We start from the raw sequence: 24,592 nt of genomic DNA, 5'->3' as shown, positions 1-24,592 counted from the left end.
GAGGACGCTCCGCTATCCTCCGCCATCCCAGAACAAGAAACACGAGGAACACCTGAAATGAGCAGCAACAAGGTTGCCCTGATTACCGGCGCGGGCACTGGCATCGGCAGGGCTTCAGCCATCGCGCTGGCCAAGGCGGGCTACAACGTTGTGCTCGCCGGTCGCCGTCTGGAAGCGCTGGATGGCACGGCACGTGAATCCGAGAAGCATGGCGTGCGCGCCGTCGCGGTCGCCACCGACGTGGGCGATCATGCGCAGGTGAAGGCGCTGTTTGCCAAGACCAAGCAGGCCTTCGGTCGCCTCGATGTGCTGTTCAACAATGCAGGCATGGGCACGCCGGCGATGCCGCTGGAAGATCTGTCCTACGAACAGTGGAAGGCTGTGGTCGACGTCAACCTGACCGGCCCGTTCCTGTGCACACAGGAAGCTTTCCGCATCATGAAGGATCAAGATCCGCGCGGCGGCCGCATCATCAATAACGGTTCGATCTCGGCCTATGCGCCGCGGCCGTTCTCGTCGCCTTATACCTCGACCAAGCACGCCATCAGTGGTTTGACCAAGGCGAGTTCGCTGGATGGTCGCGCCTATAACATCGCCGTCGGCCAGATCGATATCGGTAATGCCGCGACCGACATGACCGAGCGCATGAAGAACGGCGTGCTTCAGCCCGATGGTTCGACCCGCGTCGAGCCGCGCATGGATGTCGAGCATGTCGCCAATGCCGTCGTGCATATGGCCAGCCTGCCGCTGGATGCCAACGTGCTGTTCATGACCGTAATGGCGACCAAGATGCCCTTCGTCGGCCGTGGGTGAGCAGGGCAGATCCCTTCGATAGCCCAGACCGCATGGGGGGCGAGCCGCGCTCCGGCCGGGTTGATGAGGCCCAGACCCATCGGCACACCGATGCAGGCGAAGTCCAAGCCGTCGAGATCGATTTTATCCACAGCCTCGAGGCGGTCGGACACCCTGATGAAGGTGGCGATCTCTACAAACAGCCGTTTTTGCCGGTCATCTTCGTGAATTGCGGGCTGGCTGCGGTCCGGCAGGGCTGCTCATGGGGATCGCTGCCCTGGGATGCGCCGTATTGGGCCACACAGGCACTCCCCACGCGGTTGTCGGCGCCTCCTACGCCTTTAGAACAGCTTGGCGTGGGGTCTGGAGACGTCTAAGAAGGCCTTGCCGGGTACCCGCCCCGATCCGGCCGGCCAAGGCTTACCCCCGGAGGAACGGTTTTGAGTGATGCGATTACCCAGATGCGGGAGCAGATCGGGAAGCTCCAGGAGGAAAAAGCGCGGCTGGAAGACAATATGAACAGTTTGGCCAAGAAACGTCCGGAACTGGACAAGGCCATTCTCGATATCCAGGCCGCCTTACGTAACGCCAAGGGTCCGTCACCCCAGTTGCAGGCCGATCTGCGCAACGCCAAGGAGGCGTCCCAGGGTGCTGCCGCCGGCGGACAGGCCGTAAAGATGAAAATTGCGGAACTGTCTGGGAAGATTGCGGAACTAGAGAAAAACATTAAGATTGTCGAAGATTTTATGCGGCCGAAGAAATAGGCTGTATCAGTGCTCAGGCTGAGGGGGCTCGGGTAATGAACCCGATGGAAGTGGAAAAGATGCTTGCGCGCCACCGGGAGTGGCTGCTGAAGCGTCCCCGTGGAGCCCGCCTGAATCTCTCCCTGGCCGATCTGCAGGGCTATGATTTTAGTGGGGCAGACTTACGTGCCGCGAAGATGTCGGGCGCGAACCTGTCTCGTTCCGTTCTGGTCGAGACAAATCTCTCCGAAGCCGATCTGTTCGCCGCCAATCTGGAGCGGGCGGACCTGTCCCGGTCCGACCTGACCAAGGCCGATCTGCGCGGCGCATCCATGCGCGGCGCGACCCTGGCTGGTGCCCGGTTGATGGGCGTGGATTTCCGCGGTGGCGCGCTGATGCAGGCCTCCGATGACGGCGTGGGCTTCGGCGCAGCGGACAGCGTCACCGGCAAGAAACCGAAAGCGAATACCGGTGGCGCCGATCTGGCAGAAGCCAATCTGCGTGGGTCGAACCTGACCGGCTCCAACATGAACGGCGTGAATCTCGCTGGTGCCAATCTTTCGCGCGCCAACCTGACGAAGGTTTCGCTGCGCAAGGCCAATCTGGCCGGCGCCGATCTCAAGGGCGCATGCTTGCGCGGTGTCGACATGTCGATGGCGCTGATCGATGGCGCCGACTTCCAGGGCGCTGATCTGAAGGGTGCGATCTTGGAAGACGTGGATATGGATTCCGCGAACTTCACTGGCGCCGAACTTTTCGTCGATGTCTCCAGCTTTGGTGACACCGTGGCGAGCATCCTTCAGGAACACGAAAAGTGGATCAAGACGGATGGTCGTGAAGGTACGCGCGCCGATCTCGCCGGTCTGAACATGGAGCGCATCGATCTCACCGGTAAGGATCTGAGCGGCGCGAACCTGAAAGGCGCCAAGCTCGCCGGTGCGAAGCTGCAGAACACCACGCTGGTGATGACCGATCTTTCTGAAGCCGATCTTACCGGTGCCAATCTGATCGGTGCGCTGGCGAATGGCGTGAATATGGCGCGTGCAATCCTGCAGAAAGCGATTCTGCAGCGCGCTCAGCTGGGACAGGTGCCGCTGCGCGGTCCCGACGGCAAGCCGATAGGCCGTTTCTGGTCGGCCAGTCTGGCGGCTTGCGATGCGACCGAAGCCGATTTCTCGGATGCGTTGCTGAAGGGTGCCAACCTGATCGATGCCAAGCTCAATCGAGCGCGGCTCGTCAATGCGAACCTGACAGATGCCAAGATGGTCAATACGGACCTTAACGGCGCCGACCTGACGGGCGCGCAAATGCCGCCCAGGGACTAAATCAAAAACCAAAGTTGTGCAGGGTGTGATTAAGCGGCGCCGTATCAGATGCAGCGCTCGCCCATCCGGATATCAGCCTTCCATATTACGCACGCGCTCCATGCGCATGCGGCCGGCATGATCGATTGATTCCTTGAAGGATTCGGGTGCGATTTCCAGCAGCTTGTGGTTCAGGTTGCGGGTCATCTGCCATTCTTTCTTGGGCTCTGTTTTGCTGAGCAGAGCTTTGGAATTGAGGTTGGACAGAATGCGCTCCCAGAGCGTCTCGGCACAGAAGACCAGCCGACCTTCACCCAACAGGCGATTGAGTTTTTCCAGAATGGGATCGGGCTTGGCCGGCATGGCCAGCTTGCCGGCGGAGAGTTCGGCGAGAGCCATCAGCGCTTCGGACAGGCTATTGCGCGGGCCGAGGAGATCCTGGATCAGCGTCGTGGCATCCAGGCATGACGCGGAGGCTTCATCCAGCAGCGGCGCGAGGCCGTTCATCGGCCGCTCGATCATGTCGGTGAGATACAGATCAAGCCGGCCGGCATAGCTGGACAGGCTCTGGGTGACCTTGGCGGTCTGGAAAAAGAACAGGAAGCGCAGCTGGTCGTCCTGCACGCGATGCGACAGCCGTTCGTAGAGGCGGGCAAAGTCATTGTTCTCGAATGCCGGCAGGCCTTTTTCCGCCATGGCATCACGCGTGAGCTGGATTTTTTTGTCGAAGAGGGCTTCCAGTTTCTTGCTGCGCTCGCCTTGGCTCGGCAATCCAGGTTCGGTCTGGGCTCCGGCAAGAGCATAGATGCCGGCACGCATGAAATTGCTCATGTCATTGAGCTTGCGCTGATGCTGCGGCGAATGAAGCAACTCGATCGCCGTGGCGTTCTGCTTGTCGAGAAACTCGCGGAACACGGCACTGAAACCTTTTGCGGCCGGCCGGCGGGCCAGGTCGTACGGCGTCGCGCAGACCGGGAAGGGGCCTTTGAACGGACGTGTGGCCATCACCTTGGGCCGCACCGTCGCCGTTTTGTTGAAGATCTCCGACTGCGTCGTAAAGCCGTCCGAACGCGCCCGTGAGCGCAGCACCTTGACCGCCTGATAGTCGCCGAGATTGAGCAGGGCGTTCGCCTGGGCGACGGCTGATTTCTCCAGTTGTTCGTTGGCATGCTGGGTCATGCTGGACTCGCCTTCCAGACGCTTGTCTAGACGCCAGCGACCATCGACCTGTACATAGATTTCAAAGGCGTAGGCACGTCCGCCGCCGAACATCGACCCAAAAACCATTTTTCCCCCGCCGTCCCCCGGCTTATACGCTGTTACTCTACTTGACCGAATCTTTGCTTTCCGGGCGGCTTTTGGCAAGCCTTGTCCCTGCCAATGACTTTTAATCCTGCTGTTCGCGCCGCTGTTTTTCCGCGATGGCGCGCTGTTCAATGGTCTGCAACTGCTTGGCAAAGCGCTCGAAAGCCTGCGCCACCGAAAGTACGAACTGCCGCTGCTGGGGGTCCGGCATTTCCAGGGCTGCTTCAGAGAAGCGGCGGGACTGCTGCCAGGCGAGGCCTGCAGCGTCACGGAAGGCATCCACGCGGACCTGTTCGAAGGTCGACAGGATGCAGTGTCGGGTAATGCTTTCCTCGACCGTCTTGAAAGAGGCTTCCTTGACCATGCCGTCCTTCAGCAGGTCGAAAACCAGAAGCGTCTCCTCGGAAATCTTGTTGATTATGCCATCGACGCGCTCACGGTCGCGCGGCGTCGGAGTCAGATCAGGCTCCGCCGTGCGTTTGGTTGCTCGTTTTACGACACTGCGCCACATGGCGTTGGAAAGACGGTCCTTTCTGGCATCCGTCGAAGTCACTGCCTGCCACTTTCATAGTGCGACACAACTCGGAGGTGCGCCAGTAATTTTGTATGCAAATGGTTGCCCAAGGCTTAACCGGGACAACGCATCAATGGAAATTAAGAGCTGGTAATGCGTTTTTAAAATGTTCCGGCCTGCAAAAAATGAAAAAAGGCCCCGGTTTCCCGGGGCCTTTCCAGTCCGTGGTGGAACAGGCTCAGCCGCGCTTGCGCTGAGACGCCGCGATCATGAAGTTGTCGAAGGTATTCTCCGAGACGCGGAACCAGCTGACCTGCTCATCGCGGAACTTGACCCAGCTGTCGAAGACTTTCTTGAACTTCGGGTTCTTCCCGCAGGTTTCCTCATACAGCTCGGTGGCGGCCTTGAAGCTGGCCTCCATGACCGGGCGGGGGAAGGCGCGCAGCTGTGTGCCGCCAGCCAGGAGCTTTTTCAGAGCCGCCGGATTGACTGCATCATATTTGGCCAGCATCCAGACATTGGCTTCGGCGCAGGCCGCTTCCAGGATGGACTGGTATTCCTTCGGCAGCTTGTTATAGGCATCGACGTTGGCGATGCAGGAGAGCTGCGGGCCGCCTTCCCACCAGCCGGGGTAGTAGTAATACTTGGCGACCTTGTTGAAGCCGAGCTTCTCGTCATCATAGGGGCCGATCCATTCGGCCGCGTCGATGGTGCCTTTTTCCAACGACGGGTAAATGTCACCGCCAGCGATCTGCTGCGGCACGACGCCCAGCTTGCTCAGTACCTGACCGGCGAAGCCGCCAACGCGGAACTTCAGGCCATTGAGGTCTTCAACGGTCTTGATCTCTTTGCGGAACCAGCCACCCATCTGCGCGCCGGTATTTCCGGCCGCGAAGGGAATGCAATTGTAGTCTTTGAAGAACTCGCGCATCAGCTGCTGGCCGCCGCCGAAACCCATCCAGGCATTCTGCTGACGGGCATTCAGACCGAAGGGAAGAGCGGTATCGAAGGCGAAGGTCGGATCTTTGCCCACGTAGTAGTAATTGGCGGTGTGGCCGATCTCCACGGTGCCGGCCTGCACAGCATCCAGCACCTGCAGACCCGGAACGATTTCACCGGCAGCGAAGGTACGGATTTGGAACTTGCCGCCCGTCGAGGCCTCCACCCGCTTGGCCACGATATCGGCTGCACCGAAGATGGTGTCCAGGCTCTTTGGGAAGCTGGAAGCAAGGCGCCAGCGGATTTCCGGCTGGCTCTGCGCCAGCGCCGGCATCGGGAAGTTTGCTGCTGCAACACCGATACCGCTGACGCCGGCCAGGCCGGCGCCCTTAAGGAACTTACGTCTTTGCATTTGTTCTTCTCCCTGTTTGACCTTCCGGTCGCGGGCCGGACTCTCGCGGCCCGATACCGGTCACTCTCACGAACTGACGCCGCGATGAATGATTGATTGGGAGATTACGGGATTCGTTCGATCAGCGACAGATAAAGAAAAGCCCCGCAATGCGGGGCTTTTCCATCAATACGTAGGCTGACGGATGAATTCCGATCAGCCGCCCTTCTTCGGGGTAGCAGGCTTGCGCTGGCTGGCAGCCGACATGAAGTTGTCGAAGGTGCCTTCGGCCACTCGGAACCACAGCAGCTGGTCGTCGCGGTACTTGGACCAGCTGTCGTAGATCTTCTTGAACTTCGGATTGGCGGCGGACACTTCGGCATACACCTCGTTGGCGGCGTCGAAGCAGGCTTCCATCACCGGACGCGGGAACGGACGCAGCTGCGTGCCGCTACCGACCAGCTTCTTGAGCGCAACCGGGTTCTGCGCGTCGTAGCGACCGAGCATCCAGCTGTTGCATTCCGCGCTGGCGGCTTCGAGAGCGGCCTGATACGGCTTTGGCAGGCTTTCCCACTGCTGATTGTTGACGTACAGCGAGACCTGCGGGCCGCCTTCCCACCAACCCGGGTAGTAGTAGAACTTGGCGACCTTGTTGAAGCCGAGCTTCTCATCGTCATACGGACCGACCCACTCGGCCGCATCGATGGTGCCCTTTTCCAGCGCCGGGTAGATGTCGCCACCCGCGAGCTGCTGCGGAACGACTCCCAGCTTGGTGAGGATCTGGCCGGCGATGCCCGCGATGCGGAACTTCAGGCCCTTCAGATCTTCAACGGTCTTGATCTCTTTGCGGAACCAGCCACCCATCTGCGTGCCGGTGTTGCCGGCCGGGAACTGGACGATGTTGTAGTCCTTGAAGAACTCACGCATCAACTCCAGGCCGCCGCCGTTGCGCATCCAGGAATTCTGCTGGCGCACATTGAGGCCAAAGGGCAGGCAGGCGTCGAAGGCGAAGGTCGGGTCCTTGCCGACGTAGTAGTAGCTGACACTGTAACCGGCCTCGACGGTGCCAGCCTGCACGGCATCGAGCACCTGCAGACCCGGGACGATTTCGCCAGCGGCGAAGACGCGAATCTGGAACTTGTTGTCGGTCAGTTCAGCGACGCGCTTTGCGAGCTGCTCGCCACCGCCATGGATGGTGTCGAGGCTCTTCGGGAAGCTGGTCGGCATGCGCCATTTGATTTCGGGCAGGCTCTGGGCAATCGCGGGGGCCGGGAAGCTGGCGGCGGCGCCAACGGCACCGGCGCCGGCAACGGCCGCACCGGAGAGGAATTTGCGACGAAGCATGGTTTGTAATTCTCCCTAGAAGGTCGATGGCCCGCGTTCGAACAAGCGCAGACGCAACACGTGAGTACACGGAGAATCCGCATACGGTGCTGGAAAATACCCCCGGGGAGGGCGGGACGCAAGAAACGGGGGGTCAGACCAAGGTTGCGGGCGACAGAGTCGCGGGTGCTGGCTCTGCGTCCGGATCGAGACGGCGCCAACCCTCCTGGGTTAGGGCTTCCAGCGGGCGGAAGCGGCTCTTGTAGGCCATCTTCTGGCTCTCGGAAATCCAGTAGCCGAGATACACATAGGGCAGGCCCAATTCGTAGGCATTCTGGATATGCCAGAGAATGATCATGCTGCCGGGGCTGCGGTTTTCGAACTCGGGATCGAAGTAGCTGTAGACCAGGGAAATGCCGTCATTCATTTCGTCGATAAGGCAGACGCCCAGCAGACGGCCATCTGGCATGCGGAATTCGGTCAGGCCGCTGCGCACCGGGCTGTCCTCGACCATGGCCCGGTAGTCGGCGAATTCCATGTCGGCCATGCCGCCGCCATCGTGGCGGGCGGTCACGTAGCGCCGGAAGACCTGGTAATGCTCGCGAGTGGCATAGGCTGGCAGGCGGCGCGCCATAATGCCCGTGTTGCGGCGCAGCACGCGGCGTTGCGGGTGGTTGGGCTGGAATTCGGCGACCGGAACCCGGACCGGCACGCAGGCATTGCAGTTTTCACAGGCTGGCCGGTAGGCCAGGTCCTGGCTGCGCCGGAAGCCTGCCTGGCTCAGGGCGTTGTGCAGGCCATCGGGATCGTCACCCGCCAGTAAGGTCACGACCTTGCGCTCCAGCCGTCCCGGCAGGTAGGGGCAGGGCGTGGGCGGAGTGGCGAAAAAGTGCCGTAGGGGTATCTGCAGGCGATGTTTCACGTCGCAGTCCATCAATGATTCAAAAACAGATTAGCGTAATTGCCCCGGTTGGGGAGGGGGATTCTGTGTTTAATCACGCCCGACGGACGACGAAGGTGCCACAGAGCAGGTCATGCAGGCAGCGCCGGCGGTTACTGAACAGGGGCCAGAGCAGGATCAGACCGCTGGTGAAGCCGACCGTGACATAGAAAACAACAGTATGAAGCAGGGCCTGCAGATAGCCTGGTTTCCCGCCACTCCAGACACGAACCTCGATACCGAACATCCGCATGCCCAGCGTGGCCGAAGCAGGGCCGCCGATGGTGAGGGTATGATAGGCGGTCGGGATTACGGCACTCAGCAGCAGCAGGGGGGCCGTCAGCAGACCGAAAGAGATCACTGAGAGCATCGCCAGGGCGAAATAGTAGACCATGAACAGGCCGCCCAGAATGAGCAAGTCGACCAGATAGCCGAAGGCGCGACGCCAGAGCAGGCCTTCGAAGCGGCCTGGATCAGCAAAGGGATCGAGCAATGGTGCGCCGGCTGGAACCGGCTGCGTCGAGGACATCTGGGACGAGTCTGCCACAGTGATCAGCGGGTCGGCAGAATACGAATGGCACCATTGCTGGGACCCGGTCCGCTCAGACCTGGTGGCAGTGGCGGCGGCGGCGGCGGATTGCGCAGGGCACCCGGACGCGCCGGTCCGGCCTGGCCGCCAGGCTGGCCGCTGGCGGAACCGCCTGAACCACCTGCAGCAGCACCAGCCTTCGGCACATCGCTGAGCAGCAGTACTGCAATACGGCGATTCCGCGGGTCAAGCGGATTGTCCTTGATCAGCGGATCCTGGTCGGCATTGCCGGTGACCTGGCGGATGCGCTCGCTCGGCACGCCAGCTTCGATCATGGCACGCCGTGCCGCGTTCGCACGATCAGCCGAAAGCTCCCAGTTCGAATAAGCGCCCTGGCCACGGAAAGGCTGTGCATCAGTGTTGCCGCTGATCGCCAGCTTGTTGGGCAGCTTGGAAACCACCTGCGCGACCTGCTGCATCAGGCGGCGAGCCTTGTCATTCATGCCAGTGCCGCCGGACGGGAACATGGATGACTGTTCTTCATCGACGAGCTGGATGCGGAAACCTTCCGGCGTGTTGTCAAAGACGATCTGCTTCGACAGTTCGGCGAGTTGCGGGTTGCTGGCGATCGCCTGGCGAATCTGTTCCTCGGCCTCGCGGAAGTTTTCAGCTTCGGCCTGTGCGACACGCTCGCGCGCAGCCTGTGCATCGATCTGCTGCAGGTCGGTGATCTGCTGCTGGTCGGAGGCGCCAAGGCCGCCTTGCTGCGCCTGTTCGCCTTCGCCTTGCTGGGCGACGGAATTGGGATCCTGGAAGCGATCGCCCTGCCTGCCAGGTGCTGGCGGCGGTTGACGTGAATCCGGATATTTCTGGTCGTACTGCGGTTGATCAGGCTGGTCGGATTTTTCAGATGATGGGCCGACGATCACGGTCGGTAGACCGAAGCTGGAGATTTTGCCGCCGTCTTCCAGAATGGTGCGGCCGCCCATCACGCCGCCGGCGCCCGAGAAGCTGCGGCTGACAGAGGCGGGCGAGAAGTAATCGGCAACACCCTTCTTCTGCTCGTCAGTGGTGACGTTCAGCAGCCACAGCAGCAGGAAGAAGGCCATCATCGCGGTCACGAAGTCGGCATAAGCCACCTTCCAGGCGCCACCATGGGCGCCCGCTGCGGTCTTCTTGACCTTTTTGACGATGATTGGGCGTTCGCCCTCAGCCGATGCCATAGCTCAGTGTTCCCGGCCGGTCAAACTGACTGGACCTTACTGGTCGCTTCTTCAACCTCGTAGAAGCTCGGTCGCACATTCGAGATCAGCGACTTGCGCGCGAACTCGACCGACACGGCCGGCGCATAGCCCTGCAGATGGGCGAGTAGACCAGCCTTCATGCAGAGCATGTATTTCGCTTCATGCTCCATGGTGGCTTTGGCAGCCGCGGCCATGGGCGATACGAAACCGTATGAAATCAGAATGCCCGCAAAGGTACCGACGAGCGCACCACCGATCAGCTTGCCCAGCACTTCCGGCGGCTCGCTGATCGAACCCATGGTGTGAATAACGCCGAGCACGGCGGCCACGATGCCGAGCGCTGGGAAGCTTTCGCCGAAGGATGACAGGGCATGCGCGGCCTGATGATCCTCTTCGTGATGGACTTCAAGTTCCATATCCATGAGGGATTCCATCTCATGCGGATTCTCGCTGCCCAGAGTCATCAGGCGGAGGTAATCGCAGAGGAAGTCCATCGCATGGTGATCGGACATGAACTTAGGGAACTGGGTGAAGAGCTTGCTCTCTTCCGGCTTCTCGATGTGCTGTTCCAGCGCCAGCATGCCCTTGCTCTTTGCCAGCTTGAATACGCTATAGAGCATCGACAGCAACTCGAGGTAATCGTCTTTCGTGTAGCGGGGTCCCTTGAAGGCCAGCTTGAAACTGCCCAGCGCCTTTTTCAGGACCGGCTTGGGCGAGCTGATGATGAGGGCGCCGATGCCGGCGCCGAAGATGATGACGAACTCGAATGGCATCCAAAGAACTTCAAGATGCCCGCCACCCGCGACATAGCCGCCGATGACACTTCCGAGCACGATGATCGCGCCAATAATTGTCAGCATCTCAAACTTCTCCATGCCCGCGCCTGGCGAATCCATCCCGGCGCGTCAACCCAACCCCTGTTTATCGTATGCGAGGGGTAAATAGAATATTGAAAAGAAGTAATGGTTTACGGGGCCTGACGGCCTGTCAGGCGTAGGCGGCCCAGGGCCCCGGCCTCGATATCCCCAGGACGCAGTGACATGGGGACATACTGGTTGCCGCTCCAGGGGCCGGCAAAGTCGCGGTAATTCGGTGACAGGGCATGGCCGGACTGGCCGGTCGAGTGGATGAATTGCGAGCGGTTCAGGTCAGCCAGGTCGTAGATGGCCCGCAGGGAGGCCCCGTGGCGGTTGACGAAGGGTTCGGCTTCGTTACCGAGGTCGTTCTGGCCCGCATTGACTGTGAATGTATCGCCCGGGGTCGGCACGTTGATCTCGAAGAACCGGCGCAGAATTGCAATATTACTGAAGGGCCGATGCACAGCCTTGGAGTAATGGGCATCGCCCCAGCGCCAGCGACCGAGATCGCCCCCGTACCGACTTTTGAGATCGGTTAGCGCCAGATCCAGGGCTTCGGCGATCAGGTCGTTGCAGGGGCTGGCAATGCCGGTGGCGACATTCGAGCACCAGCGCGCCTGGCCGTTCTGGTTGGTGAGAATGTTCTTCATCAGCAGCGGTCGGGAACGCCAGAGTGGCTGAAAGGTCTCGCCCAATTCGTCCGCCAGCACCAGCCGGGTCAGTTCACGATACCAAGCCTGGAAGATTAACGGCTCGGCCCGGTTCACGGCCATGTTACCGTCCCAGGCAGCCAGCATGGCATGGGTGGCCAGCAGTTCGTTATTTATGGGTGTCTGTTTCGACGGCGCAGCCAGCATGAGCGGCAGGATGTCGGTCGCCATCAGCGAAAGGGTGTCTGCCTGAATCTGGCGGAAGCTCTCGACGGAATGGACGGAGCGTTCATTCAGCAGCTGCTCGATCCGACGCGCGCGATAGGGTTCAGCCCATTCCGTCGTGAGGAAATGCGGATAACTGTCCGAGACGATCTTGTGATTGGCCGTCACCAGAATGCCGCGTGGCGGATTGTAGCTGCGAGGCAACTGATCGAAGGGAATGAAGCCGATCCAGTCGTAGCGGGTATCCCAGCCGGGCGCCGGGGCAAGGCCCTTGATGTCATTGTCCGGGCGACGCACCGGAATAGAACCCGGCGCCAGGAAACCGATATTGCCCTCGCGATCGGCATAAACGATATTCTGTTGAGGTGCGACATAGCGCTCGAAGTTGCGGACAAACCCGTTCCAGTCCGCCACGGTCTCCATACCCAGCAGGGAGTCTGCCGTAGTATCGTCATCGCGTAATGCCGTCCATGCAAAAGCCAGCACATACTCGGCGCCTATGGAACGCTGAGCGATCTCATGCACATCGGAAATAACCGGGCCATGGCGGGTTTCGCGCACGGTGATCGTGACATCGTTTTCACCGCGTAGCTTGATGGTTTCCTGGCGCGTCGTGAAAGCCGCGCTGCCGGTCGGCGTGATGTAGCGCGAGGAATCCGCCGGATCAATTTTCTCGATGTAAATATCCTGCGTATCCGGTCCGGTATTGGTGAAGCCCCATGCTACGCGGCCGTTATGACCCAGGATGATGCCCGGGATACCCGGCAGGGTCGCGCCGATGATGCCGCTCGTCGGGGTGGTGAGATGGGCGAAATACCATACTGCCGGCGACGAGAGGCCGAGATGTGGGTCATTCGCCAGCAACGGAAGGCCAGTAACCGTGCGCTTGCCGTTGATCACCCAGTTGTTGGAGCCGAGCCCTTCGGGGGGTGGCGGTGGCAGGGCTTTCATCAGAGCGTCGACATCGACTGCCGTTGCGACTTGTTGATAAAGGGCGTCGAGTTCGGCCAGTACGACCGGGCCGTCGCCAGGGTAGGGCGGATAGAACTCTTCGATCTGCTGTTTGCTGAGGCGTCGGGCCAGATTGAGGCGTGCCAGTTCGCTGCCCCAGTTGCCGCTCAGGTCCCAGGCCATCATTTTTAGCCAGCCCAGAGAGTCTGCCGGTGTCCAGGGTTCCGGAGTCAGGTCGAAGGCAAGGAATTCCGGCGGCAGCGGCGCACTGCGATGGGTCAGAAAGGCATTGATGCCGTCAGCATAGGCCTGCAGGTAGCTTTGCGTTTCTGGCAAGAGGGCGCCGAATGCTGCTTCAGCCTTGCGACGGACGCCCAGCGTACGCAGGAATTTGTCGGTGTTCAGCGCCGGTGCGCCGAATATCTCCGACAGGCGGCCAGCCGCAATACGACGCTGGGTTTCCATTTGCCACAAGCGGTCCTGTGCATGCACATAGCCAAGGCCGAAGGCGGTGTCATTGCGAGTGGCGGCGCGGATATGAGGAATGGCATGGCGGTCGCGGAGGATGTCAACCGGACTGGATAGCGTCCGTTCGACCTGGACCTCGCCGTTCACACTGGGCAGCGACAGGCGGGCAATGACGTAAATGCTTCCTCCCGCAAGCGCGACGAGCAGGACTGCTGCCATAACCAGTCTAAAGAACCAACGCATACGTTTCCGCCCGACTACAAGACACGAGCAGGATTAACAGATTCGCCGATTGTTTGCAGGTTTGAAATGCGCTGGCGGCAATGCAGCCAGAGATGGCCGGCCTATATCAAGCGATGGCCAGTTCGCGTGCGCCGACGAGGGTATTCTGAACGCTGGCGAAGGCAGCGGTGGCAGCGCGGGCAACGCCGGAGGCCGCGGGGGCCGGAGCACTGCCCGTGGTGCTGTCGCCCTGTCCAAAGGTCACAGCCGGGGTCTTGGCGCTTTCGGCAGCCTTATCCTCCGCGCTACCGATGATGCGCGGCGCGTTGATATCGCCTGAATCCTGCTGACCACCAGATGCCTGGTTCTCGACGCGCAGATCGGAGTCATCAGGCAGGTTCTGCGCGTATTCGCGCACGGCTCGCGGGCTTGGATACTGCTGCTGGACTTCACCGGTCTGGCTGTTGCGGATTTCAACAATGGCCAGACGGGTCTTGATATCGACCCGGATAAAGGGGCTGACGTAAACAGCTGCGATCTGGGAGGAGGAAACGTCCACTTCTTCGCCACCGGTCGTGCCACGACGCGACGAAGCAGCCGCAAACCCTATGGTTGCAGCAGACGAACTTTCCGTACTTCGAGCAGTATTGCGGGCAATCGCACCGCTACTGCCCGACGCGGCGTAACTGCCGATAGTGTCGAGCGGCATGATGGGCTTCTCCCACGCCAGATAAAGTAACTGTCTTTGTTTACTATGTTTCCACCTGTCCAGCAAGTTGAAATTGTATGTGTCATGCAATCAAAACGCAGTATGGGAGAGTGCGGAAGCTGAGGGGGGATGATTGCCCCCGCCTGCAGCTTGAGGCAAACTGCTCCATCAAATGGGGTTTTAACCCTAACTATTTCAATATTCAGGATTTTTAGGGAGAAACGAATGGCAAAGGTGGCATTTATCGGTCTGGGCGTTATGGGTTTCCCCATGGCCGGACATCTGGTCAAGGCCGGGCATACCGTGACGGTCTGGAATCGTTCCCAGGACAAGGCCGATCGCTGGGTGGCCCAGCATAAGGGGCAGAAGGCATTAACCCCGAAGGAGGCCGCCGCTGGCGCCGAGTTCGTCATGGCCTGTGTCGGCAACGACGATGACCTTCGCTCGGTCGTCTACGGGGACACCGGCATCCTGGCCGGCCTGGCCAAAGGCGCCGTCTTTGTCGATCACACCACTGCCTCGGCCGATGTGGCCCGTGAAATCGGTGAGAAGGCCAAGGCCGCCGGACAGAGCTTCATCGATGCGCCGGTCTCCGGCGGTCAGGCTGGCGCGGAAAACGGCCAGCTAACCATCATGTGCGGCGGTGATGCCTCGACCTATGAGAAGGTTAAGCCGGTCATCCAGGCCTATGCAAAAATGCAGAACCTGATGGGCCCGACGGGCAGCGGCCAGCTCACCAAAATGATGAATCAGATCTGCATCGCCGGTCTGGTGCAGGGCTTGGCCGAAGCACTGGCTTTTGGTCGTGCCTCGGGCCTCGACCTCACCAAGGCCGTGGAAGTGATCTCCAAGGGCGCGGCTGGATCCTGGCAGATGGACAACCGCCACAAGACGATGATCGAAGGCAAGTTCGATTACGGTTTCGCAGTCGACTGGATGCGCAAGGACCTTGGCATCTGCCTGGCCGAAGCGCGCCGTAATGGCGCCAGCCTGCCGGTGGCGGCGCTGGTTGACCAGTTCTATGCCGAAGTGCAGCAGATGGGTGGCAACCGCTGGGATACGTCCAGCCTGATCGCGCGTCTGGAAGCGACCAAGACCGCCAAGAAGTTCTGATTGCTAGTGGTGCCGGTGGCAGCAGCCGTCAAGGCTGCTTGCCATCGGTGATCATGCGCGCGACGTCGCGCGCGAAGTATGTCAGCACGCCATCGCAGCCGGCACGTTTGAAGGCGAGCAGGCTTTCAAAGGCAACCTTGGTGCGATCCAGCCAGCCGCGTTCGGCGGCGCCGGCCAGCATCGCGTATTCCCCAGATACCTGATAGGCGAAGGTCGGCAGGCGGAAGGCCTGCTTCACGCGCCAGCAGATGTCGAGATACGGCATGCCAGGCTTGACCATCACCATATCGGCGCCTTCGGCCACATCGAGCGCTACTTCGCGCAGTGCTTCATCGCCATTGCCGGGATTCATCTGGTAGGTACGTTTATCGCCAACGCCAAGATTGACAGACGAGCCAACAGCATCACGGAAGGGGCCGTAGAAGGCCGACGCATATTTTGCCGCATAGGCCATGAGCTGAACATGCTGCACGCCTTCACGCTCGAAAGCCGTGCGGATGGCGCCGATGCGGCCGTCCATCATGTCGGACGGCGCGATGATGTCGCAACCGGCGCGCGCCTGGACCAGTGCCTGCTGTACCAGCAGTTCCACGGTCTCATCGTTCAGAATCCGGCCGTCGTTCAGCAGGCCGTCATGGCCGTGGCTGGTATAGGGATCGAGTGCCACGTCGCACAGCACGCCGAGATTCTTGGTGGCAGCCTTGATGGCGCGCACGCTGCGGCAGACGACGTTGTCCGGATTGAGGCCTTCGCGGCCGTCTTCGGTCTTCAGTTTCGGATCGGTAGCCGGGAAGAGTGCGATGGCCGGAATGCCGAGGGCCTCGGCTTCCCGAGCGGCTGCCACAGTTGCGTCGATGCTCAGGCGCTCAACGCCGGGCATTGAAGGGATGGCGGCGTTGGACTTGCCGTCATGAACGAAAATCGGCCAGATCAGGTCGTCGATGCCGAGACGGTTCTCCGCCACCAGTCGCCGTGTCCAGTCGGACTGTCGCAGACGGCGTGGACGCGAAAGGGGGAAGGCGGGGGGCGGGGTAATCGGCTGGTTGCTCATTCACAGAGCTTTATCAAACCGTTCCTGAAACGCAATCCAGACCCAGGGGGATGTGCCAAAAATCCGGCCCAGACGCAGGGCAAGCCCGAAAGAGATAGGCCGTTCGCCGGACAGGACCAGCCTGAGCAGTTTGCGGGGAATATGGGCTTCGCGCCGGAAATCGTCAGGATCGGTGCCGCGGGCTACGATTGCCCGTTCGAGAAGGACGCCTGGATGTATCGGCAGCATGATCGGACCTCACATACCGTGACGACGGCATCGAGAATCATGCGCCCCGTTGGTTAATGTCCCGTAACACCGCCGCCATTTCCGCGCGGCGGTCGTCCGGCGAGACGGTCGAACTGGCTGACCAGATTGGTGACATCCTTATCGAGCGGCTCAGGTGGCAACAGGGTGACTGCATCGTTGGCCGGCGGCGGCGCGGCGGCCTGCTGTTGATCGGCCAGCTTGGCCGTAAGCTCCACGTCTTCGCGGCAGCGCACGGTGAACCAGAAGGTCGACCCCTCGTTTAGCGCGCTGACCACGCCGATCTCGCCGCCCATCAGATGCACGAGATGGCGACAGATCGTCAGCCCCAGACCGGTGCCACCATAGCGACGCGTCATTGAGGCATCTGCCTGCGTGAACGGCTCGAACAGCTTGCTCTGCTGGTCGGCCGCGATGCCGATGCCTGTATCCCGTATGGCGCAATGCAGCATGAACTCGCCATTCTGCAGTGGTGTCGCCGTCATCGTAATCGTGACGCTGCCGTTTTCGGTGAACTTGATGGCATTGCCGATCAGGTTGATCAGAATCTGGCGCAGACGCAGTGGATCGCCGATCACATGCTCCGGTACATTCTCGGCCAGGTCGAGAGTGATCTGATTGTTGTTGTCGCGAGCCCTTGGCGCCAGCAGCGCCATGACATTGTCGATGCTGGGGCGCAGATCGAAGTCGACTGCCTCGATATGCAGCTTGCCGGCTTCCAGCTTGGAGACATCGAGGATGTCGTCAATCAGGCCAAGCAGGTCGCGAGCGGACTGATGCGCCACTTCCGCATAGCGCTTTAGCGCTGGCTCCAGTTCGCTGCGATGGATCAGGCTCAGCATGCCTAGCACGCCATTCATTGGCGTGCGGATTTCATGGCTCATCATCGCCAGGAAGCTCGACTTGGCCCGGTTGGCGGATTCAGCCGCATCCTTGGCCAGCACCAGCGCTTGCGCGGTTTCGGCCAGCTTGACGGACTGCTCCTCCAGCATTTGGCGTTGCCATTCAAGTTCATTCACCTGGCGGCGGATCTGGTCGACATCCTCAAGGCTGCCGGTCATGCGAACTGGACGGCCTGTTTCATTGCGCGAGACTTCTGCGCGTCCGAGAACCCATATGTAGCGGCCGTCGGAGCGCCGGATGCGAAACTCGATATCATACGGCTTGCCGTAGCGAAGGCTGTCTTCGGCATGCTTCTGCAGCGTGACGAGGTCATCGGGATGCACCAGATTATTAAACGCCTGGATGCTGGTACGGGAGGCCAACAGGTTGTTGTCTTTGTCGTCCTGCAGGTAATTGGCGATGATCAGCAGGTTTCCGCTGGCCAGGTCCCAGTCCCAGATACCCAGACGACTGCTGCGCGCCGCGGCCTGGAACAGGTTGTTGCTGGCCTCCAGCGCTGCGTGCGCATTTTCCATGGCGCGCTGCTGAAGCATGACGCGCACAGCCAGCGCCATCAGACCAGCGATCATGTAAGTGGCCACGAGACAGGCCATGAAGGACAGCGCCGGCACCAGGCGGTCCGATGTCGTGGCGACATTCGCCTGCCATAACACGAATGAGGCCAGGATGCCGCCGATGATGATGCTGGCCTGACCGACCAGTAACGCTGCAGGCGCGATGGATGCGGATGGATGATAGGTGCGGGCAGCGCCGGCCGCGCCAAGCAGCAGCAGCATGATCGCGCCATCGGGCAGGGCGGCGGCGTGCAGTGTCCAGTTCGGGCTCTGCGGCAGGATATCCAGCGCGCCGATGGTCAGCGTGAGCGCCAGCGCCAGCAGGGTCATGGCATTCGACCAGCCCAGCGGCACATTGCTGACGGTAGCCCGGTTGGCGGCAGGCACATAAAGACGGATGGCAGTCATCAGGAAGCCGAAGGCGACCAGCGGCCCCATATGGCCGGACCAGAGCGTGCTTATGACCGGAGGAAGAAACTCGCCAGCGTGCCGCAGGTCCTGATGCTGCAGGAAGGCGAAGGTGCTCACAATGGCTAGCATGGCGAGCGCCAATGCCAGAAGACGCGACAGTCGTCCGGCTGTGTCGCGCGTGAGCAGAGACAGAGCGGCCAGCACGGTGCCGGTCGCGATGTCGATATGAACGGGGGGGCGTCCCGGCAGCCAGGCGATCCTGCCGGCATCGCTGAAGAAGGCCGTTGCCAACAGGATCGTTGACAGACCGAGCATCAGGCCAGCCATGCCATAGGCAAGGCTACGCATCGGCCAGCCGATACCGATACCGGTGCCGGTATCCGGTAAAGCTGGAGGGGATGGCGATAGCGGCATCAGCGTAAGTGTCAAAAGAAGCTGGTTTATCCTGTCGCGAAACTAGCATGCGGACCAATCCCATGCGACTCTGTTGCGGACTGTTGACGCTGCGGCGGTGGCGTTGACGAGCGCGGAACGGGCGATTAAGACCCGTTTAAAGGGAGAAAACAGAATGCTGTTCGAGCTTACGGAGGATCAGCGGGCCATACAGGACACGGCTCGGCGCTTCGCGGCCGACCGGATGCTGCCCAATGCCGCACGCTGGGACGAGAACAAGCATTTCCCGGCCGACGAATTGCGGGAAGCCGCGAGCCTCGGTTTTGGCGGCATCTATGTTCATGAAGACGTCGGCGGTTCCGGCCTCAGCCGTCTGGATGCGGCGCTGATCTTTGAGGAACTCGCTGCCGGTTGCACCTCGACGGCGGCCTATATCTCGATCCACAACATGGCGGCCTGGATGATCGACCGCTTTGGCGGCGATGAGCAGCGGCGGAAGTTTCTGCCCGACCTCTGCCGGATGCAGACATTCGCCTCCTATTGTCTCACCGAGCCGAATGCCGGGTCGGATGCGGCGGCGCTGCAGACCAGAGCCGTGGATGCCGGTGATCACTATGTGCTGAATGGCACCAAGGCCTTTATTTCGGGTGGTGGGCGCTCGGATGTGTATGTATGCATGGTGCGGACCGGCGAACCCGGTGCGCGCGGCGTCACCTGTCTGGTGGTGGAGAATGGCGCGCCGGGGCTGTCCTTCGGCGCACAGGAGCGTAAGCTTGGCTGGAACAGCCAGCCGACCGCCATGGTGATCTTCGAAGACTGCAAGGTGCCGAAGGCCAATCGCATTGGCGCCGAGGGCGAAGGCTTCCGCATCGCCATGGCCGGCCTGGATGGCGGGCGGATCAATATCGGCGCCTGCTCGCTCGGTGCCGCGAAGGCCTGCCTGACAGCGACGCGCGAATACGTCGCCACGCGTAAGCAATTCGGCAATGCCATTGCCAATTTCCAGGCGACGCAGTTCAAGTTGGCCGACATGGCCACTGACCTGACAGCCGCCCGGCTGATGATCCGTCAGGCCGCGGCCATGCTGGATGCGAAGAGCCCGGAGGCCACCATGCATTGCGCGATGGCCAAGCGCTTCGCCACCGATGCCGGCTTCGCCATCTGCAACGAGGCGCTGCAGCTGCATGGCGGATATGGCTATCTGAAGGATTATCCGATCGAGCGATACTTGCGCGACGCGCGGGTCCATCAGATTCTGGAGGGCACGAATGAGATCATGCGGGTGATCATTTCGCGTGCGCTGCTCTCCGGTTCGTTTCACGATTGATCGCTTCCAACTCAAGGTTCCCATGACTCAGGACATTCTGTTTTCGGTTCAGAACGGCGTCGGCATTATCACACTGAATCGACCCAAGGCGCTGAACGCGCTGACCCATGAGATGTGCATTCCGCTGGAGCAGACTCTGCGGGCCTGGGCATTGGATGCTGCCGTGAAGGCGGTGATCATCAAGGGCGAGGGCGATCGCGCCTTCTGTGCCGGCGGCGATATCCGCAAGCTGGCCGATCGCAGCCCGGAGGGCGCGATCTATCGTAAGCGGTTCTGGCATGACGAATATCGCTGCAATACTTTGATTGGCGAATATCCGAAACCCTTCATTGCTTTGATTGACGGCATCTTCATGGGCGGCGGTGTCGGCCTGTCGGCGCATGGCAGTCATCGCGTGATCAGCGAGCATGCGCACTTCGCCATGCCCGAAACCGGCATCGGCCTTTTCCCCGATGTGGGCGGCACGTATTTCCTGCCGCGTTGCCCGGGTGAACTCGGCGTCTATCTCGGCCTGACCGGCGCGCGCCTGAAAGGTGCAGATATCATCACGGCCGGTATCGCCACCCATCATGTACTGCGCGAGCAACTGCCGGCCCTGGAGCAGGCGCTGATCGCGGCGGCCCCGGCCGACAAGGCGGCCGTGGATGCTGTTGTGGCGACATTCGCCAGCGATCCGGGCTCTTCGCCGCTGGTCAACCTGAAGCCGCAGATCGACAAGCTGTTCGCCGGCCAGAGCGTGGCAGAGATCATGGCGGCGCTGGAGGCTGAGGCTTCGCCTTTCTCGATTGAGCAGGCATCAGTCATCCGGGGCAAGTCACCGACTTCGGTGAAGCTGACCTTCGCGCAATTGCGGCGTGGCCGGTCGCTTACGCTGCGTGACTGCATGAAACTCGAATGGCGCATCTGCAATCATGTGGCGCTGGGCCATGATTTCTACGAAGGCGTGCGGGCCGTGATCATCGACAAGGATCACCGACCGAAATGGCAACCGCCGAGGCTGGAAGATGTCAGTGATGCCGACATCGAGGCCTATTTCGCGCCGATCCCGGACGGCGACCTCAAATTTGACTGAACAAGAAAAAGACCAAGCGGAGGATATCATGGCGAGTATCGGCTTTATCGGCGTCGGCAACATGGGCGGGCCGATGGCGCGCAACCTGCTGAAGGCCGGCCATACGGTGAAGGCTTTTGATTTGGCTGCCGATCTGGTGCAGAAGGTGGTTGATGCTGGCGGTGTTGCGGCCTCTAGTGCGCAGGATGCTGCCAGGGAAGTGGATGCGGTGGTGACCATGCTGCCGGCCGGCAAGCATGTGCTGAGCGTCTACACGGGCGAGAAGGGCGTTCTGGCCGTGGCACGGCCGGGTACGCTGTTCATCGATAGCTCCACTATCGATGTGCGGTCGGCGCGTGAGGCCATTGCCGCGGCTGAGGCCAAGGGCATGCATATGTTGGATGCTCCGGTTTCGGGCGGCATCGCGGGTGCTGAAAATGCCGCACTGACCTTCATGGTCGGCGGCACAGATGCCGCCTTTGCCAAGGCTAAGCCTCTCTTGGAAGCGATGGGCAAAAAAATCGTGCATGCGGGCGGTGCGGGGAATGGCCAGGTGGCCAAAATCTGCAACAACATGGTGCTCGGCATCACCATGGTCGCCATCTCGGAAGCTTTCGTGATGGCGGAAAAGCTGGGCCTGTCGGATCAGGCTATGTTCGACATCGTCTCCAGCTCATCCGGCGGATGCTGGGCGTTGGCCAACCATTGCCCGGTGCCGGGTCCGGTGCCGACATCGGCTGCCAACCGTGACTACAAGCCGGGCTTTGCCGCTGAACTGATGTTGAAGGACTTGAAGCTGTCGCAGGAGGCCGCCCGCAGCGCCAAGGTGCAGACGCCGCTGGGTTCGGAAGCCACCGCGCTGTACGCGGAATATGTGGATAGCGGCAATGGCCAGAGCGACTACTCGGGCATCATCCGGATGATCCGCAATCTGGGCTGAACGGGTTTAACTGCCCTGACGTTTCGGCGGGGTGAATTTCGCAAGGCCGCGGAGTTCATCCTTGCTGAGCGCCGTGACGAAAAACGCATCCGTATCCTTGCGCTCGAACCGGACCTGCTTCCATTCGACCTCGACCTTGTCTTCGGCCAGTCCAAGCAGTTTGTCGACACCAATGATCAGCGAGATCACATGGCCCTCGCGGTCCATGATCAGGTTGTCGACAGTACCCAGGGCCTCGCCATTTTCATGGCGCAGCTTCGTGCCGATGACAACGACCTGCTCAGTGCTGAGCTTGGGCATGTTCTCTTCAACTGAGAAGTCCGGCGCTTTGGTTTTTTCGCCTAGCGGCACACCGGGCTCCGCATTAGGGCCGGGCACAGCTGCGCGCGGCTGGCGTGGCTCTGGGGATTCCTGCTGGGGCGCCGGTGCCTGGGCGAAAGCGGCAAGCGGCTGTGCCAGCAGAATGGCGGTGGCTACAAGCGCGGCGCGCATCAGCGGCGCTCCACCGTTGCATTGACCGTGACGATTTTCGGCATGCTGTAGGGTTGTCCGGTCTGACGCAGGTCGTCGCCCCACAGGCTGACGGTTTCATGATGGCGAGGCGCAGTCTGAAACCATTCGTTGAAAGCCACGAAAGGCAGGGCGGCGATGCAGGCGGCAAACAGGATGAGAATGGCTTCGCGCATGGTTCTTTCTCCCTTGGGAGCATGGTGCCCGTCAGCGGGCGGCCAAGTGTGAACCAAACGTTAATGCTCTGAAGCGGTTCCTGGAGGGGCTGCGACAAAACCGTGAGAAAAGCCGGCATCAGGCCGGGATAACGGCCGTCGCTTCGATTTCGACCTTGGCGCGGTCTTCCAGCAGGGCGGCGACCTGAACCAGCGTCATCGCCGGATAATGACGACCCAGGATATCACGGTAGACCTTACCCAGATCGGCATTGCGGGCCATGTAGTCGCGCTTGTCGACCACATACCAGGTGAGGCGCACGATGTGTTCAGGCCGTGCTCCGGCTTCTGCCAGCACACGAACGATATTACGCAGTGCCTGCCGGGTCTGATCGACCAGGTCGTCGCTTTCAAACTTGGCGTCCGCGGTCCAGCCAATCTGACCGGCGATGAAGATGAGGCGCCCCTCGGCAGCAATGCCGTTTGCATAACCCTTGGGTTTGGCCCATTCCGCCGGATTGAGACTCTTCATGCTATGCCTTCGCTGCGGTATAATTGTTTTATATATAAAATATTATTGCCGGACAAGCCGATTCACGCCGTTTGTTTCCCCCAGGGAACCAGGGGCGGGCGGGATTCGGTTCAACAGATCAAAGTTGCATAAAGCTTGAGCCGGGTTGCAAAGCGATGGTAACAGAGACGTTATGTCACACGCGACAGGGAGCGGTGGCGGAGATGCAATCATCGAATTTCGTCGCGTCGGGGCGGCGTTGAAGGTGATTGCAGTCGATCCGGCAACCGGCATGGAAGTATCTGTCATCGGCGACCCGAGAGTGTCGCAGCAGGAACTTGCACGGCTGGCAGTCCAGAAACTCCGTTACAGGCTGGCCAAGCAGCAAAGCGACAACGGGGGATAATGGAGTATTTTCTTCAACAGTTGATCAACGGCATCACCCTAGGCGCGGTTTATGCGCTGATCGCCATCGGATACACGATGGTTTACGGCATCATCGGCATGATCAATTTCGCCCACGGCGAAATCTACATGATCGGGGCCTTTATCGCCGTCATCGGTTTTTCAATCCTGGGCTTGGTCGGCGTCACCTGGGTGCCTTTCGCACTGGTGATCGTGTTGATTGTCTCGATGGTCGTCACCGGCCTGTATGGCTGGACCGTTGAACGCATCGCCTACCGGCCATTGCGGGGATCGTCGCGCCTGGCGCCGCTGATCTCAGCGATCGGCATGTCGATCCTGCTGCAGAATTACGTACAGATCGTGCAGGGTGCCCGTATCAAGCCGCTTCAGCCTATGGTGCGCGGCGGCATCGAGTTGATGAAGGGTGAGACCTTCTCGGTCACCTTAAGCTACCTGCAGGTCATCATTGTCGTCCTGACACTGGCGCTGATGGTCGGTTTTTCCTGGCTGATCGCGGCGACACCGCTCGGTCGTGCCCAAAGAGCTTGCGAGCAGGATCGGACCATGGCGTCGCTGCTGGGGGTCAATACTGATCGTACGATCTCGTTGACCTTCGTGCTGGGTGCCGTTCTGGCCGCTGTGGCCGGTGTGATGGTGTCGCTCTACTACGGCGTGGTTGATTTCTATATCGGTTTTCTGGCGGGACTGAAGGCGTTCACGGCGGCTGTGCTCGGTGGCATCGGCAGCCTGCCAGGTGCAATGCTGGGGGGGCTGCTGATCGGTCTCATCGAGGCTTTCTGGTCGGCCTATTTCAGTATCGAATACAAGGATGTCGCGGTCTTCGGCATTCTGGTGGTGGTGCTGATCTTCCGTCCCACCGGGCTGCTCGGTCGTCCGGAAGTCGAGAAGGTGTGAC

At 60.7% G+C, this 24,592-nt stretch carries 25 protein-coding genes; 9 read left to right on the top strand and 16 right to left on the bottom strand.

Going from position 1 to position 24,592, the window contains the following annotated elements; translation table 11 throughout:
- The first annotated feature begins 57 nt into the window (after positions 1–57).
- The 3 genes from AC1RRT_RS18760 (at position 58) to AC1RRT_RS18750 (ending at position 2,860) form a co-directional block, all read left to right on the top strand.
- Positions 58–813, top strand: a complete 756-nt coding sequence (locus AC1RRT_RS18760) for an SDR family oxidoreductase (protein ID WP_493015411.1) — start codon at positions 58–60, stop codon at positions 811–813.
- Between the two features lie 419 nt (positions 814–1,232).
- Entirely contained in the window at positions 1,233–1,556 is a 324-nt protein-coding gene (locus tag AC1RRT_RS18755) for a hypothetical protein (protein WP_493015410.1), read from the top strand.
- Between the two features lie 35 nt (positions 1,557–1,591).
- Positions 1,592–2,860, top strand: a complete 1,269-nt coding sequence (locus AC1RRT_RS18750; protein WP_493015409.1) for a pentapeptide repeat-containing protein — start codon at positions 1,592–1,594, stop codon at positions 2,858–2,860.
- Positions 2,861–2,932: 72 nt separating this feature from the next.
- Here AC1RRT_RS18750 and AC1RRT_RS18745 read toward each other — a convergent pair whose 3' ends face one another.
- From AC1RRT_RS18745 to AC1RRT_RS18700, 10 genes are all read right to left on the bottom strand, one after another.
- Positions 2,933–4,126 (bottom strand): hypothetical protein, encoded by a 1,194-nt coding sequence (locus AC1RRT_RS18745; RefSeq protein ID WP_493015408.1) that lies wholly within the window; start codon positions 4,124–4,126, stop codon positions 2,933–2,935.
- A gap of 100 nt (positions 4,127–4,226) precedes the next feature.
- Positions 4,227–4,655: a hypothetical protein gene (locus tag AC1RRT_RS18740; RefSeq protein ID WP_493015407.1), complete on the bottom strand. Its 429-nt coding sequence runs from the start codon at positions 4,653–4,655 to the stop codon at positions 4,227–4,229.
- A 241-nt stretch (positions 4,656–4,896) separates the two neighbouring features.
- A complete protein-coding gene (locus tag AC1RRT_RS18735) occupies positions 4,897–6,009 on the bottom strand; it encodes a TRAP transporter substrate-binding protein (RefSeq protein ID WP_493015406.1) in 1,113 nt (370 codons plus the stop codon).
- A gap of 195 nt (positions 6,010–6,204) precedes the next feature.
- Complete coding sequence (locus tag AC1RRT_RS18730) at positions 6,205–7,332, bottom strand: TRAP transporter substrate-binding protein (RefSeq protein WP_493015405.1); 1,128 nt, start codon at positions 7,330–7,332, stop codon at positions 6,205–6,207.
- 133 nt (positions 7,333–7,465) lie between these two features.
- Complete coding sequence (locus AC1RRT_RS18725; RefSeq protein WP_493015404.1) at positions 7,466–8,245, bottom strand: arginyltransferase; 780 nt, start codon at positions 8,243–8,245, stop codon at positions 7,466–7,468.
- A 61-nt stretch (positions 8,246–8,306) separates the two neighbouring features.
- The gene (locus AC1RRT_RS18720; protein WP_493015403.1) at positions 8,307–8,780 is read right to left on the bottom strand and encodes an RDD family protein; all 474 of its coding nucleotides are present in this window, start codon (positions 8,778–8,780) and stop codon (positions 8,307–8,309) included.
- Positions 8,781–8,803: 23 nt separating this feature from the next.
- A complete protein-coding gene (locus AC1RRT_RS18715) occupies positions 8,804–10,003 on the bottom strand; it encodes a flagellar motor protein MotB (protein ID WP_493015402.1) in 1,200 nt (399 codons plus the stop codon).
- 20 nt (positions 10,004–10,023) lie between these two features.
- Positions 10,024–10,884, bottom strand: coding sequence for a flagellar motor stator protein MotA (gene motA / locus AC1RRT_RS18710; protein WP_493015401.1), 861 nt, complete (start codon positions 10,882–10,884; stop codon positions 10,024–10,026).
- Between the two features lie 107 nt (positions 10,885–10,991).
- Positions 10,992–13,394 carry a penicillin acylase family protein gene (locus AC1RRT_RS18705; RefSeq protein ID WP_493015400.1) on the bottom strand — a complete coding sequence of 801 codons (2,403 nt, stop codon included), beginning with the start codon at positions 13,392–13,394 and terminating at the stop codon, positions 10,992–10,994.
- 130 nt (positions 13,395–13,524) lie between these two features.
- Positions 13,525–14,106, bottom strand: coding sequence for a hypothetical protein (locus AC1RRT_RS18700; RefSeq protein ID WP_493015399.1), 582 nt, complete (start codon positions 14,104–14,106; stop codon positions 13,525–13,527).
- Positions 14,107–14,235: 129 nt separating this feature from the next.
- Between AC1RRT_RS18700 and AC1RRT_RS18695 the strand changes: the two genes are divergently transcribed.
- Complete coding sequence (locus tag AC1RRT_RS18695; RefSeq protein WP_493015398.1) at positions 14,236–15,219, top strand: NAD(P)-dependent oxidoreductase; 984 nt, start codon at positions 14,236–14,238, stop codon at positions 15,217–15,219.
- Positions 15,220–15,247: 28 nt separating this feature from the next.
- On the opposite strand, the gene hemB is transcribed toward AC1RRT_RS18695, so the two are convergent.
- Genes hemB through AC1RRT_RS18680 form a run of 3 tightly spaced genes read right to left on the bottom strand, consistent with a single transcriptional unit; the run spans position 15,248 to position 18,732 of the window.
- Positions 15,248–16,270, bottom strand: a complete 1,023-nt coding sequence (gene hemB / locus AC1RRT_RS18690) for a porphobilinogen synthase (RefSeq protein WP_493015397.1) — start codon at positions 16,268–16,270, stop codon at positions 15,248–15,250.
- Positions 16,271–16,498, bottom strand: a complete 228-nt coding sequence (locus AC1RRT_RS18685) for a helix-turn-helix transcriptional regulator (protein WP_493015396.1) — start codon at positions 16,496–16,498, stop codon at positions 16,271–16,273. It lies immediately after the preceding gene.
- A gap of 53 nt (positions 16,499–16,551) precedes the next feature.
- Positions 16,552–18,732, bottom strand: coding sequence for a PAS domain-containing protein (locus AC1RRT_RS18680; protein ID WP_493015395.1), 2,181 nt, complete (start codon positions 18,730–18,732; stop codon positions 16,552–16,554).
- A gap of 220 nt (positions 18,733–18,952) precedes the next feature.
- Here AC1RRT_RS18680 and AC1RRT_RS18675 point away from each other — a divergent pair, with 220 nt between their 5' ends.
- The 3 genes from AC1RRT_RS18675 to mmsB are packed head-to-tail and all read left to right on the top strand — an operon-like array spanning position 18,953 to position 22,095.
- Positions 18,953–20,104, top strand: a complete 1,152-nt coding sequence (locus tag AC1RRT_RS18675; RefSeq protein WP_493015394.1) for an isobutyryl-CoA dehydrogenase — start codon at positions 18,953–18,955, stop codon at positions 20,102–20,104.
- Between the two features lie 22 nt (positions 20,105–20,126).
- Positions 20,127–21,176, top strand: coding sequence for an enoyl-CoA hydratase/isomerase family protein (locus AC1RRT_RS18670; RefSeq protein ID WP_493015393.1), 1,050 nt, complete (start codon positions 20,127–20,129; stop codon positions 21,174–21,176).
- 28 nt (positions 21,177–21,204) lie between these two features.
- Positions 21,205–22,095, top strand: coding sequence for a 3-hydroxyisobutyrate dehydrogenase (gene mmsB / locus AC1RRT_RS18665; RefSeq protein WP_493015392.1), 891 nt, complete (start codon positions 21,205–21,207; stop codon positions 22,093–22,095).
- Positions 22,096–22,101: 6 nt separating this feature from the next.
- On the opposite strand, the gene AC1RRT_RS18660 is transcribed toward mmsB, so the two are convergent.
- The 3 genes from AC1RRT_RS18660 to AC1RRT_RS18650 all read right to left on the bottom strand — a co-directional run bounded on the left by AC1RRT_RS18660 (position 22,102) and on the right by AC1RRT_RS18650 (position 23,292).
- The gene (locus AC1RRT_RS18660) at positions 22,102–22,587 is read right to left on the bottom strand and encodes a PRC-barrel domain-containing protein (protein ID WP_493015391.1); all 486 of its coding nucleotides are present in this window, start codon (positions 22,585–22,587) and stop codon (positions 22,102–22,104) included.
- Complete coding sequence (locus AC1RRT_RS18655; RefSeq protein ID WP_493015390.1) at positions 22,587–22,781, bottom strand: hypothetical protein; 195 nt, start codon at positions 22,779–22,781, stop codon at positions 22,587–22,589. The genes AC1RRT_RS18660 and AC1RRT_RS18655 overlap by 1 nt, the downstream gene beginning before the upstream one ends.
- A 118-nt stretch (positions 22,782–22,899) precedes the next feature.
- Positions 22,900–23,292 (bottom strand): RidA family protein, encoded by a 393-nt coding sequence (locus AC1RRT_RS18650; protein WP_493015389.1) that lies wholly within the window; start codon positions 23,290–23,292, stop codon positions 22,900–22,902.
- A 172-nt stretch (positions 23,293–23,464) separates the two neighbouring features.
- Here AC1RRT_RS18650 and AC1RRT_RS18645 point away from each other — a divergent pair, with 172 nt between their 5' ends.
- Both AC1RRT_RS18645 and AC1RRT_RS18640 read left to right on the top strand, forming a co-directional pair.
- Positions 23,465–23,677: a DUF6898 family protein gene (locus AC1RRT_RS18645; RefSeq protein WP_493015388.1), complete on the top strand. Its 213-nt coding sequence runs from the start codon at positions 23,465–23,467 to the stop codon at positions 23,675–23,677.
- On the top strand, positions 23,677–24,591 hold the full coding sequence (locus AC1RRT_RS18640; RefSeq protein ID WP_493015387.1) for an ABC transporter permease subunit: 915 nt from the start codon (positions 23,677–23,679) through the stop codon (positions 24,589–24,591). Before AC1RRT_RS18645 ends, AC1RRT_RS18640 begins: the two co-directional genes overlap by 1 nt.
- Position 24,592 lies beyond the last annotated feature (1 nt).

The sequence above is a fragment of the Ferrovibrio sp. GW821-FHT12B10 genome (genome assembly GCF_058807515.1).
The sequence above is the reverse complement of the archived record's forward strand: the minus strand, read 5'-3'. Positions and strand labels throughout refer to the sequence as shown.